General features: G+C 30.0%; 12 protein-coding genes. 6 read left to right on the forward strand and 6 right to left on the reverse strand.

All coding sequences use genetic code 11. The features are described 5' to 3' along the window. Positions 1-21: 21 nt before the first annotated feature. Genes NZD85_RS06695 through gldG form a run of 4 tightly spaced genes read left to right on the forward strand, consistent with a single transcriptional unit; the run spans position 22 to position 3,847 of the window. On the forward strand, positions 22-864 hold the full coding sequence (locus NZD85_RS06695; protein ID WP_171623541.1) for an SAM hydrolase/SAM-dependent halogenase family protein: 843 nt from the start codon (positions 22-24) through the stop codon (positions 862-864). A 32-nt stretch (positions 865-896) separates the two neighbouring features. Further along, the gene (locus NZD85_RS06700; RefSeq protein WP_171623540.1) at positions 897-1,445 is read left to right on the forward strand and encodes a CopD family protein; all 549 of its coding nucleotides are present in this window, start codon (positions 897-899) and stop codon (positions 1,443-1,445) included. Between the two features lies 1 nt (position 1,446). Further along, on the forward strand, positions 1,447-2,175 hold the full coding sequence (locus tag NZD85_RS06705) for an ABC transporter permease subunit (protein WP_188319639.1): 729 nt from the start codon (positions 1,447-1,449) through the stop codon (positions 2,173-2,175). Between the two features lie 4 nt (positions 2,176-2,179). Beyond that, the gene (gene gldG, locus NZD85_RS06710) at positions 2,180-3,847 is read left to right on the forward strand and encodes a gliding motility-associated ABC transporter substrate-binding protein GldG (protein WP_260544410.1); all 1,668 of its coding nucleotides are present in this window, start codon (positions 2,180-2,182) and stop codon (positions 3,845-3,847) included. Positions 3,848-4,026: 179 nt separating this feature from the next. Here the strand turns inward: gldG and NZD85_RS06715 are convergent, their stop codons facing one another. Further along, positions 4,027-4,377 (reverse strand): 4Fe-4S dicluster domain-containing protein, encoded by a 351-nt coding sequence (locus tag NZD85_RS06715; protein WP_171623537.1) that lies wholly within the window; start codon positions 4,375-4,377, stop codon positions 4,027-4,029. A gap of 62 nt (positions 4,378-4,439) precedes the next feature. Between NZD85_RS06715 and NZD85_RS06720 the strand changes: the two genes are divergently transcribed. After that, the gene (locus NZD85_RS06720; protein WP_260544413.1) at positions 4,440-5,501 is read left to right on the forward strand and encodes an acyl-CoA reductase; all 1,062 of its coding nucleotides are present in this window, start codon (positions 4,440-4,442) and stop codon (positions 5,499-5,501) included. A 219-nt stretch (positions 5,502-5,720) separates the two neighbouring features. On the opposite strand, the gene NZD85_RS06725 is transcribed toward NZD85_RS06720, so the two are convergent. Continuing rightward, on the reverse strand, positions 5,721-7,796 hold the full coding sequence (locus tag NZD85_RS06725; RefSeq protein WP_260544415.1) for a TonB-dependent receptor plug domain-containing protein: 2,076 nt from the start codon (positions 7,794-7,796) through the stop codon (positions 5,721-5,723). 117 nt (positions 7,797-7,913) lie between these two features. Here NZD85_RS06725 and NZD85_RS06730 point away from each other — a divergent pair, with 117 nt between their 5' ends. Continuing rightward, the gene (locus NZD85_RS06730) at positions 7,914-8,348 is read left to right on the forward strand and encodes a hypothetical protein (protein WP_260544417.1); all 435 of its coding nucleotides are present in this window, start codon (positions 7,914-7,916) and stop codon (positions 8,346-8,348) included. On the opposite strand, the gene NZD85_RS06735 is transcribed toward NZD85_RS06730, so the two are convergent. From NZD85_RS06735 to ftsY, 4 genes are all read right to left on the reverse strand, one after another. Beyond that, complete coding sequence (locus NZD85_RS06735; protein WP_260544419.1) at positions 8,345-10,900, reverse strand: hypothetical protein; 2,556 nt, start codon at positions 10,898-10,900, stop codon at positions 8,345-8,347. The two genes, NZD85_RS06730 and NZD85_RS06735, sit on opposite strands and share 4 nt — an antisense overlap. A gap of 88 nt (positions 10,901-10,988) precedes the next feature. Next, positions 10,989-11,738 (reverse strand): GLPGLI family protein, encoded by a 750-nt coding sequence (locus NZD85_RS06740; RefSeq protein ID WP_260544421.1) that lies wholly within the window; start codon positions 11,736-11,738, stop codon positions 10,989-10,991. A gap of 58 nt (positions 11,739-11,796) precedes the next feature. Continuing rightward, positions 11,797-12,069, reverse strand: coding sequence for a hypothetical protein (locus tag NZD85_RS06745; RefSeq protein ID WP_260544423.1), 273 nt, complete (start codon positions 12,067-12,069; stop codon positions 11,797-11,799). A gap of 258 nt (positions 12,070-12,327) precedes the next feature. Then, the gene (ftsY, locus tag NZD85_RS06750) at positions 12,328-13,290 is read right to left on the reverse strand and encodes a signal recognition particle-docking protein FtsY (protein WP_171623533.1); all 963 of its coding nucleotides are present in this window, start codon (positions 13,288-13,290) and stop codon (positions 12,328-12,330) included. Positions 13,291-13,364 lie beyond the last annotated feature (74 nt).

Here is a 13,364-nt window from a genome sequence, read left to right on the forward strand (position 1 = left end):
TTTGCTAATTATTACAGAATAGTGGCAATTATTACATTAACATCGGATTTTGGAGTCAAAGACTACTTTGTTTCTAGCGTTAAAGGCGCAATTCTAAAAGAATTGGCCGATGTTACAATTGTAGACATTTCACACCATGTTAATCCATACGATTTAGCTGAAGCAGCTTACATCATTCGTAATTCCTACGAAGAATTCCCAGAAGGAACCATTCATATTGTTGGAATTAATGCATTAAGCACACCTTTTCAGAAACCAATTTGCGCCTTGATAAATCATCATTATTTTATCTGTGCAGATAACGGAATTTTATCATTGATTTGTCAAAAAAATCAACCTGAAGAAATTTACGAAATCACAGCTTATCCTGAAGGAATTGATAGTTTGTTCCCAATGAAAAACTGTTTTGTCCCTGTTGCTTGTCATTTGGCTCGCGGTGGTGTTCCTGCTTTGTTAGGGAATAAACGAACAGAAATGAAACAACTGAACGAATTAAATCCTATTTACCGCGATGATAAATTTATCATTGGTAATGTGATTTATATTGATCATTTTGGGAATCTTGTGACAAATATTTCGAAAGAGTTTTTTGATGAAATGGCGCAAGATAGAAAATTCAAAATCTTATTACGTCAAAAAGATTTTTCGATGACAGATATTACGGTCATTTACGAGCATTACCATGAAGTGGTACAAGATTTCAACAAAGAGGTACAAGCTTTTGGTCGTACATTGTGTTTGTTCAATTCGGCTGGTTTCTTAGAAGTTACGCTTTACAAAAGTAACCCAACTATTTCGGGAGGAGCAAATCAATTAATGGGATTAAAGAAAAATGATACAATTACAATTGAATTTGAAAATTAACGCAGAGAAATTAAAGAGAGTTAGAAAATTAAATGGAACCCTATAATTATTTTATTTACAAAGCAATACACGTTATCTTCGTGGTAAGTTACTTTGCTGGTTTGTTTTATGTTGTTCGTTTGATGATTTATCACACCGAAACACAACAAATGGAAGAACCGAAAAAATCTATTTTGCAGGATCAATATACATTCATGGAAAAAAAACTATGGAATGTAATTACAGTTCCAGCTTTGATAATTTTGGTGACAATGGGACTAAATATGCTTTACAAGAATCAAGGCTTACTACACTTGCCATGGATGAAAAGTAAATTGGGAATGGTGAGTGTTTTATTAATTTACCATTTTTGGTGTTGGCGAACATTGAAACAAATTCAGAACAACATTTTCAAATACACTTCTGTTCAATTACGAATGATGAATGAAGTCGCAACAATTTTACTGTTTTCTATCGTATTTGCCGTTATTCAAAAATCGATGTTTGGAGAATATTGGTATTGGTCTATAATCAGTTTCTTTGGTTCTGGTGTAATACTTATGCTTATTGTGCGTTTAATTAATCGTAATAATAAAAAGTAATATGTGGACAATCTTCAAAAAAGAATTTTCCAATTTTTATTTAGGCTTCACTGCTTATTTAGCTACCGCTACTTTCGTAATCGTTTCGGTATTATTTCTTTGGTTTTTCGATAACGAATTCAATGTTTTTAATACAGGAAATGCCTCATTAAGTAGTTTCTTTTTTATAGCGCCTTGGATTTTCTTATTTATGATTCCAGCCTTAACGATGAAACTAATTGCAGAAGAGCACGCAAACGGCACTTTATTGTGGTTATTCACACTACCTATAAAAAACAATCAAATTATTTGGGGCAAATATTTAGCAGTTGTTTCAATTGTTATTTTCTGTTTACTATCAACTTTTTTGTTCACCATTACGTTACAAGAGTTTTTGATGCCTGAACAAGAATTAGATTACGGAACTATTTACGCTGGTTATTTGGGGCTTTTCTTGATAGGAAGTTTATTTGCTGCGATAGGTTTATTCACCTCATCAATCACAAAAAATCAAGTAATGGCGTATGTTTTAGCCGTTTTCTTTTGTTTCATCATTTTCTATGGATTCGAAAGTTTAGCGTCATATAATTTACTTGGATCGATGGATTTTTATGTTCAAAAAATTGGAAGTTTTACACATTACAACCAATTCTTGAAAGGAATTATTGACACCCGAGATTTACTTTACTTTTTGATTTTAATTGGAATCCTAAATCAAATTTCAATTGTTAATCTTGAACATAAAAAATAGTGCCATGAAAAAATTAAACAAACAACATCTAATTACTTTCGTTGCATTAATCACACTTTTTGTCATCGCTCAATTTGTTTATACACGAATTGATATGACGAAAGACAAACGTTTTACCTTAACTTCTACAACCGAAAAATTAGTAGAAAATGTAAAACAACCGCTTAAAATTGAAATCCTTTTGGGTGGAGATTTAACAGGCGATTACAGAATTTTGAAGAACGAAATTCAATTTTTGTTAGACGAACTTCGCGAAAAAAATAGCAATATTACCTATTCTTTTGTTGATCCTATCGATTTAGGTCAAACGGAATTGGAACAAAATAGATTAACGCCTGTTCCGATTAAAACGGACAAAGGTGTATTGAATGTTTATCCTTATGCCAAATTAACATACGATGATCATTCTACTTATATGGAGGTTTTGGTCAACGATCCTTCTACTCCATTTGAGCAATTAGCCTTAGCTTCAACAGAAAAATTAGAATATTTATTTGCTGAAAAAATTCAGAAAGCAACAAATTTCGAACGCAAACGAGTTGGTTTTATCGTTCATCACGACGAATTACCAGAAGTTCATATTCAGGGTTTAGGAACTGCTTTATCGGAGAAATACGACGTAGAAGTCTACCTAAATCCGATTGTAAATAAAACGTTCTCATTTCAACCATCTGACTTGGATAGCTTGAAACGTTTTGATGCCTTGATTGTTGCTAAACCAACATTACCTTTTTCTGATATGGATAAATTGGTTTTGGATCAATATATCATGAATGGAGGAAAAATGATGATGGCTGTTGAAACAGTTGATGCCGAAATGGATTCTATTTTTCGAAGTGGAAAAATAGTTGCCTTTCCAAGAGATTTAAAATTGAATGATTTCTTGTTTAATTATGGTGTACGTATTCATTCTGCGGTAATCAAAGACATGAATGGTGCGCAAATTGTTTTGGCAGATGGTGAAACAGCAGGAAACACAAGTTACAATTATTACAATTGGCCTTATTTCGAATTGGGAATAAAAGGTGAAGAAAATCCCATTACAAGTTCAATTGATCCTGTTTTATTTCAATTTGCGAATCCAATCGAATTGTTAAAAAATCCGAATATTAAACAGACTGTATTATTAAGTACTTCTGAACAATCGAGTTTGAAACCTGCATTAAATTACATTGAACTAAATGAAGTAGACATCGAAAATCCCGAAGAATTTAAAATGGGTAAAATTCCGATGGCTGTTTTAGTAGAAGGAAACTTTAATTCGGCTTATGCATCACGATACGAACGCAAAGAATTCCCGAATTTTAAACCAAAAGCAACAGATGGAAAAATGATTGTTATTTCGGATGGAGATGTCTTAAAAAATGCTTTATGGAGAGGCATTCCAATGCAATTGGGAGAAAATAAATTTTCGGTTCGTCCAGACAATCCAGATGGAAAGCCAAAAACATACGCCAACCAAACTTTTGTGATGAATGCGATGGATTACCTTTTAGGCGATGCTGATTTCTTGGCTTTACGAAATCGTAAATTAGAAATTCCGTTGTTGAGTGAAACAACTGTTTTACAAGAGAAATCGACTTGGCAAATGATTAATTTAATTGTTCCGACTTTTATTATTGCGCTTTTAGGTGGAATTGGTTACTTTATTAGAAAAAGAAGATATTCATAATGATATTGTAGGTAGTATACGTTTAGCAAAATTCGCAATAGGGATTGTAGTGGAAATCCTTTTTCTTCAGAAAAAGATTGCAACGTAAAGCCCGACCCGAAGGGATTACCCAAAAAAATACAAACAAAAAAACCTCAAGCTTATAACTTGAGGTTTTTATATGTAAAGTTGTGACGATTTTACTCTAAGTGCATAAACGCTTTTTTACTCAAAAGACGTTCTTCGCTTTCTACGTGGTTATCATCAGGCACACAACAATCCACAGGACAAACCGCTGCACATTGTGGTTCTTCGTGGAAACCTTTACATTCAGTACATTTATCGGGAACGATGTAATAAACCTCATCACTCACAGGATCTTGTACCGCATCAGCATCAAAAGTAACACCGTCTACGTTTACAATAGTTCCTGTTAGAGAAGTTCCGTCAGAATATTTCCAATCTACCGCAGCTTCATAAATTGCATTATTTGGACATTCTGGTTCGCAAGCTCCACAATTTATACATTCATCTGTAATAATTATAGCCATTGTATCTGTTTTTTTATTTCCTACATTTGCAAATACAAAATTACATTTAATTTTCAGAAAAAATGACATTTGAACAAAGGATTTCAGCATTTAGCGAATTAGGACAGTTTTTTAATTTTATTATAAATAATGATTCGATTAAAGACAACGAACTAACAGAAAAATTCGGAAAATGGAAAGAAGAAATAGACTATACAATTAGCGATGCAGAAGCCTACAACAATTGGTTTACAAAAGAAAATATTATGTTAGCCTTGAAAAGTTGGGCTGAAGCTTTGACGACTGATCATTTATTGGCTTGGACAAAAAATTATCCCTTTACGGATACGCCAAAAAATGTTGGAATTATCATGGCAGGAAATTTACCTTTGGTCGGTTTTCATGATTTGCTTTCTGTTGTTGTATCTGGAAATAATGCCTTGATTAAAACATCTTCGAAAGATGATAAATTAATGAAATTTGTGATTAAATTTCTTCATTCGTTAAACGAAAATTTCAAATCAATTATTCAACCAATTGAACGTTTAGTCGATTTCGATGCAGTTATTGCGACAGGTAGTAACAATACAGCACGTTATTTTGAGCAATATTTTGGAAAAGTACCGAACATTATTCGTAAAAACAGAACTTCTGTTGCGGTTTTGAATGGTACAGAAACGGAAGAAGAATTAAAAGAATTAGGAAACGATTTGTTCATCTATTTTGGTTTAGGCTGTCGTAATGTAACCAAACTTTATATAAAAGATGAAGCACAATTGCATAGAGTTTATGAAGCTATTTTACATTGGGGCGACATCATCAATCATCCGAAGTATGCGAATAATTACGATTATAATCGTGCCATTTATTTATTAGGAAAAGATGAATTCTTGGACAATAATTTTGTTATGATGAAAAAAGACACTTCTTTGCATTCTGCGATAGCTGTGATAAATTTTGAAGTTTATCAAGACATAAATGAAGTTAAAAACTTTTTGAGAGAAAATGAAGATCAAATACAATGTGTGGTTGGAAATGATATGAAAGACAATCCGAATTATGTTGATTTTGGACAAACACAATTCCCGAAATTAACCGATTACGCTGATAATATAGATACACTAAAGTTTTTGGCTGAGTTATAAATGTTAGATGTTAGATGTTAGATGTTAGATGTTAGATGTTAGATGTTAGATGTTAGATGTTAGATGTTAGATGCAAAAATAATTATCTTTATATAACTATAGATTTCTCCATTCGTCAGAATGACATTTACCTTATGTCTTGTTGAACTCGTTTCAACATCGCATCAAAAATTATAAAATAGAAAAAGAGAATCCTTAGGATTCTCTTTTTCTATTTTATTAAAACGTTGCTGCACCTGCAGTTTGGTTTTGTAATTTACGATTGATATTTGTTTTCTTACCTGTAGCAAAATCGTAACTAAACCCTAAGATAAACATATTTTTGTTGTTCCAAATTTGTGTATGGTTTGTTGTTTGTACAATACTTTCTGCAACGGATTTTGATTTATATTCCGAAGGCATTCCAAGCCAATAGGCACCTGTTTTAAATGACCAATTGTTTAATTTATAACTTAACACCAAATGACTTTTGTTTTCGTTCGTGTCTAAAAACGGTCCACTCAATGAATAAACTGGAATATTAAATGCATACATCAAACTAAAGTTTTTGTACACTGAATTAATAACAAAATTATTTCCGATATAATCGTTTTTAATTGTTTTTCCATCATTTAGTTTTACACTTTCTGATGTTGGTGTTAGAACTAATTTTAATGTTAGTAAATCTGTTCCGAAAGGTTTTATTGAACCTGAAACTTGTACACCTAAACTTTGTGCATTTTGAGCATTTTCGTACGTCAACGCGTATCGATTTCCGTCTAACACATACAGTTGATTTATGGCGTCTTTTCTGTGAGAGTAAAATAAAGTTGTATTTAAATCAAAATATTTTGAATTGTATGAATAAATCAAATTATTACTAAACGTTTTTTGAATATTTAATTCTGGATTTCCTTTGCGTACAATATTCGGAACCATTTGCACCACATTACTACTCAACGCATCGCTCCAAGGACTTCTTGGTGTATAGGAACTTGTAAAACGTAAACTTTGGTTCTTCGCTAATTCATAACCCAAAACGATTTTTGGTGTAATAGTCCATGTATTTTGCGAATCTTCTGCACTTTGATTATTGATATTTGTCAATCCCATTCCCAAACGATACATCAACTTTTTTGTTTTTCCAGAAAACTCCGTGTACATATACTGTTGCAAATAATTTACTTTGTAACGAGAAGATCCATCTAAATTTACCAAATCATTGTTGATATCGTTTGTCGTAATTCGATAGCCTGAACTCAATTTTCCTGATTTAAAATCATGCGTATGCGCAACTTCTCCAACAATAGAAGTTTGTTCAGCTTTCAATTTCATTTCGTTATTAAAAACACTATTTTCGGTATTTGTTACCCATTCTTTCGATAATTCGTATGTATCGGTATTGAAAATAGAACCAACGAAATTTAAACTCAATTCATCTTTCTTTCCTAATTTTCGAGAATAATACAAATCTACTGTAGGTTTTGTATAACCACTATTGCCATGTTTATAGGTCGTATGATTCTCCGAAACATTATTCATCAAAAAGATACTTTTTCCATTAACATCTGTAAAACTTGTCAAAATTTCTAAATCTAACTTTACTTGAAAAGTATATTTGTCAGAATCTGTATTGGTATAGCGTAAAATTGCATTTTGAAAGGTATAACCAAAATGATCAAAACGATGTTCGGTTGTTTTGTATTGATTATTATTTAATTGGTATGCATACGAATTAGTGTTTTCACGATTATCATAATCTCTTAAACTAAGCGAATATTCCACACCAAAATTATTTTTACCTTTTGTGAAATTCGCATAAGCAGAACCATCTACAAAACCGGTCAAAGGAGAAGTAATACCCTCTACACCAAAAACATATCCGTTTTCTGGATTACGCGTAATCAAATTAACCACCTGATCTGCACGATTTGCATAACGCGTTGGTGGAATATCAAAATATTCTACACGTACTACATCTTGCGGTTTGACAGCACGAATTTGATTGTCTGTTGCTTCAATTCCGTTTATCAACAACAATGTTGTTCCACCTTTTATACTCTGAATTGAATTAGAAATTGGATCTACATTTAGCTCTGGTAATGTATTCAATAAATCTTTTGCATAACGTGCTTTCTCCAATGCTTCTTTATCAAATGTATAAACCGCTTTGTCCGCAAACATTTTTTTGCGTTGTGACTGTATTAAGACTTCTTTTATTTCAATTGGATTATAATCAATAGAATCTTGTGTTTCTTCTTGTCCAAAAGCAAAGATTCCTGATAATGTAACAGCAAGTACAAAAATTTTCTTCATGGTTAATTCTACTATTTAGTGTTAGTGTCTTTTTTATATGACGCATGAATGACAAATAAGTTACATTACTTTTGATTTTATTTTTGATAACTTTACATCAAACAAGATTTTTAAAAGTTGAAAAAAACTATTCTTTTTATTACACTAATTCTAAATTTCACTATTCTGAATGCGCAAGAACAAGCACAGCGTTCATTAACAGAATATCGTGTAGAAAGTTTTCAGACATCGTTGGTTGCTAAAAAAATGCTTTTCGATTGGTTTGGGAAATGGGATAATATATTGTACACCGAAAACAACGAAGCATTGTTGGTTTGGTCGAATCGAAACATTATTAATGAAGCAAATGAGTCGTTTACATTAATTGCATCAAGCATAGAAAACGAGGAAGAAATGTATGGAACAGTACAAGTTTTGACAAGTAAAAAACAAGATGCTTTGGCCAAAGATTCACCGTTTAGAGAATATTTGAATGAATTTTTAAAAACTGTTTCTAAACAAGAAAACAAAAGCAAAAAGTTTTATAAAGAGTATTTGAAAGTGGAGTATTAAAAATTAATATTCATACCCAAAAGAATATGTAGTGGAAGTAAACGCTGCGTAAAATAACGCTCTGTCACAGGTGTTACTAATGTTCTTTTTATTTCTTTTGTATTGAATAAATTATTTCCTTTTACAAAAAACTTCATCTTAGAATTTTTTAATTGATAAACCAACTTCATATCCAAAAAGTTAGTATCCATTTGATTTTGTCCTCCAAAATTGTAATACTCATAATTTATATCTAATGTTATTTGCTTTGATAAATTAAAATAGACATTTGTATAGACATCAATATTATTATAATTATAAGAATTTAACTGATTTTTACTTTTATTAATAGATAATTTAGCTCCCAATTCATAATTCAAAAAACTTGTAAAACCCGATTTTACTTCCATTCCAAACACTAAACTCGAAAACTGATTACGAATTAAATTCTCATTAGCTATAGAAGTACTTTTAATTATTGAATAATTACTATTAAACTGTATTTTCGTTTTTATTGGATATATAAAATATTTATACATGAACGATGGATTGATTATTTCTATTCCATCAACTATAATCTGTTCGTTAACTGAATAATTAGAATTAAATGTAGAATTATACCCAATTGTTTTATTTTGAATTTGATACATTAAACTAAACTCAAATCCATTATTCATTCCTTTTGATTTACTATAATTGACATTAAATAGAGAACCTCCAAAAATATTATATTCAAGTATATTATTTTTACTAAATTGACGATTTCCTTTGTATATTAATTCTTGATAATAAGCATCAAAACTTGTAGGCGTTATTTGATAATTATAAGAAAAAGAGATTTTCCCAAATTTTCTTTTTTCGTAAGAAAATTCAATTTTTGGAGATACAAAAAAGTTATTTTCCTTTGATGATAAATCTTCTTTAATTAAAGTAGAAAAATAAAGAATTGGCAAACTTGATTTAAATTCAAAACTCTTCCATTTCCTTTCAATTCCAAGAATTAAATACATTTTATTTTGATCGTACTCTAAATGATTTGCACTATTATCTAATAAAAATATTTTCGAAAAACTTTCATTAAACCCTCTATAATTAGAAGTTAAATTAACACTTTGATAATCCATTCCTAAAGTGACAAAGTAATTTCCTTTTTTTGATACTTTATTGAAAAAAGATGATTTTAATCCAATGTAATTTTGTCGATTATTAATCTTTTGCTTTAAATTTAATAAATCTTGATTGTTAAAAACATCTCTAAAAATAGGATTAGTTTCTATAAAGTCGTACGGTCTATTTTGATACAAATGTTTTGCAACAATTGTAATTAATTTTACACTATCTATTTTATTTGTATAAATCAATTGTGTATCTGTAGAATTTGTTTCGTTAGATCCTTTTAAAAAAATTGAAGAATTATTAAACAAAAAATTATTCGCATTTCTTTCATTCAACAGAAAAGAACGGTTTGTAATATTTAGATTCGATTTTTTTGTCAAATCTTTATTCCACTCAATTTTAACAAAGTAATTATCAATTTTTTTATTCCATTGGCTATTTTGATTATTTATAAACTGAATTTCATTGTCATTGTAATTTTCGATTTCATCTATATAATTATTCTTCTCAATTCTATTATAAATACCTAAAATTTGAATTTTACTTTTCTTAAAATTATTTATAAAGTTGACAACACCGATTTTGTCATTATTAAAATTTGTTCGGTTATCTTCAAATTGGTAATTATCTTGATACAAATTTGCCAAATTAGGTAAATGCTTTACATCACTTAATTGGTCGAAATTATAAGCAGTCGAAAATTGATTTTTGATTAGATAATCAACTCCTTTCATCTCATCAAAACCAATTGTATTATAATTAAACAAGGTGATTATTTTCCTTTTTTTAGAGAAATTCATCAGATTTAATCTAAGCTGTTGACGATTTTCCACATAACTTGTTGATGAAACTAAGGCATTTCCATTCCACTGATTTTTTGCTTTTTCGTCTAAAATTAAATTAATAGCCAAAGCGTCAGAATTGTAAATATCTTTTGTTAATTGATTTTTGGTGTGATTGTTAATTATTTGAATTTTTACAACAGATTGATCATTCATGGCTTGAGTTAAAAGTGCATAGCCTCTATCAAATAAATCATCACCTTCTACTAAAACAGATTGTACATTTTTTTTACCTATCTTTATTTTCCCATCTTTGTCTACTGTAACTCCTGGAATACTTTTGATTAAATCCTCAACATTTAATTCTTTTCCTGTTCTATATTTTGCTGCTTCAAATTCCGTAGTATCTTTCTTATAAAAATTATCGGTAGATTTTACAATAACCTCTTTCAGAATTATTGAATTATCTTTTACTAAAGTAAAAATCCCAAGGTCAAAATCTTGTTTACCAATTACTATTTCCTCTTCGTACTGAGAAAAAGTTGGTTTCTTTATTTGAATTGTTTTATTTCCTAACTTAAAATCCGTTATTTCAAATCCTCCTAATTTATTAGTAATGGCAAAAGCTTCTATTTCTTGTAAAGAGTCTAATATTATTATATTCGCATTTGCCATAACAATACCCTTCTCATCTTTTACTAATCCTTTTATTTGACTAAATAAATTTGATGAGATGAATATAAAAATTAAACATATTAGGATTTTATTCATCAATAGAAAATTCTCTTACGTCTTTTCTTAATGGCTCTTCTTTTATTATTACTCCAGAAGGTAATGATGCGTATATATTAGCACGATTATATATCAACCAATTATTTTCAAACCCTATTGCTTGCTTCAATTGATATTTATACTTGGCATTCACAAATGATTTCAAAATAGGAAGTGTTGGTATTTTATTAGAATTAAGTACAATTCGAGTTGCATCATAATCAAACAACTCATTTTCCACTTTCAATATCAAACCTGGTAAACCACCTAACTTCCATGGACCATAATTATATGGGAGTTCAGGAGTAAACCAAGCGGTATAATCTCGTCCTCTAAATTTCGTTGTTGCTTTATAACATGTATAACCTAACATTTTTTGTGATTCTTTTGTAATCTTCCAATTAACTGTAGGTCTCTTCTCAACCATAATTATACGTTTCATCTCCGAACTATTCTTCTTTAAAATTGCTATTTTATTCTGATAAAGACTATCGGTTTTTAGATTTACATATATTGGTTCATAATTGTATCGTTCTTTTGCTAATTTATCATCTTCATAATTCAGATTATCATCATTTTTTATATTTACATAAAATATTTCATTTTCATTGAATACTAAATATTCTTTCATAACTTCTTTTACTCCATTTTTTGTAATAAAATTATACTCAACCAAATTATTAGATTGACCATTTAACAAAACAAAAAACATTAAAAATGTTAACAAAAATAATTTTTTCATAAATTAATTTAAAAAAGTAAACAAGCAAAACTTGTTTACTTTTGTTATTACTATTTTTTTACCTTTCAGGTTCTGGAAATGATTCAATACAAGGAGAATTTGTATAATTATTCTTAACAGTCATCACTAACCCTTCACAACTTTTACTATCTGACCAATATGAAGTTGTATGACTATCTACTTTATTCCCACATCCATCATAAGTTATAGTTGTAATACTAACTGTACAACCAAAAACTTTCACGATAGATTCAGCTTTTACATATTCAGTATTACTAGGTGCATTTTCATTTGCCATAGCAAAAGATCCAAAAAGTGCAAAAGCACTCAATAATAAGTTTTTTTTCATTTTAATGTGATTTTTTTTAATATTAATTATAGTTTGCAACCTATAACTTTATCTATTAACGTTAATTACATCAATAATAATAATAATAATAATAATAATAATCGTTAAACGCAAATTATTTTAAAAAATAACGTATTCACAATAAAAGTATATAACTAAAAAATCCTTCAAGAAAAACGTGAAGGATTTATATTTTATGTTCAGTTTGAGTATTTTAAAATGTATCGAAAACGAAGACTTTTAATTGTTACGTTTGAAAAAAGAGTCGACAAACTCCATTTTATTGAAGGCTTGTAAATCGTTGATTCCTTCACCTACACCGATGTATTTTACTGGAATTTGAAATTGGTCCGAAATACCTATCACCACTCCACCTTTAGCTGTTCCATCTAATTTGGTTACCGCTAAAGAAGAAACTTCTGTTGCTTGCGTAAATTGTTTTGCTTGCTCAAAAGCATTTTGACCTGTTGAACCATCTAACACCAATAAAACTTCGTGAGGCGCATCTGGAATAACCTTTTGCATGACGCGTTTAATTTTTGTCAACTCGTTCATCAAATTTACTTTATTGTGTAAACGACCAGCTGTATCTATCAACACAACATCTGCATTTTGCGCAACTGCTGATTGAATGGTATCAAATGCAACCGAAGCAGGGTCTGAACCCATCGCTTGTTTTACAATTGGCACACCCGCACGCTCTGACCAAATCACTAACTGATCGACAGCTGCCGCACGAAACGTATCCGCCGCACCAAGTACTACTTTTAAGCCTTGTGATTTGAATTGAGAAGCCAATTTACCAATCGTCGTTGTTTTACCTACTCCGTTAACGCCGACTACCATAATTACATAGGGAACGTCTTTTTTAGGGATAGCAAAACCATTTGTATCTTCGATATTATTTTCAGAAAGTAAACCCGCAATTTCTTCGCGTAGAATCTTATCTAATTCGGAAGTCGAAACATATTTATCACGTTCTACTCGTTCTTCTATTCGACGAATAATTTTGATTGTTGTTTCTACTCCAACGTCAGAAGAAATTAAGACTTCTTCTAAGTCGTCTAAAACCTCATCGTCTACTTTTGATTTCCCAACAACAGCACGACTAATTTTATCAAACAAAGAAGTTTTAGATTTCTCCAAACCTTCATCTAATTTTTCTTTGCTTTCTTTACCTAATATCTTTTTGAACCAACTCATTAAAAGCTAAATTTCTTTAAAATTTTGTACGAAGATACATAAAATATAAGGAAATAAAAAAGCCGCCCAAAAGA

The sequence above is a fragment of the Empedobacter stercoris genome (assembly GCF_025244765.1).
In the GTDB taxonomy this organism is placed as follows: Bacteria; Bacteroidota; Bacteroidia; order Flavobacteriales; family Weeksellaceae; genus Empedobacter; species Empedobacter stercoris.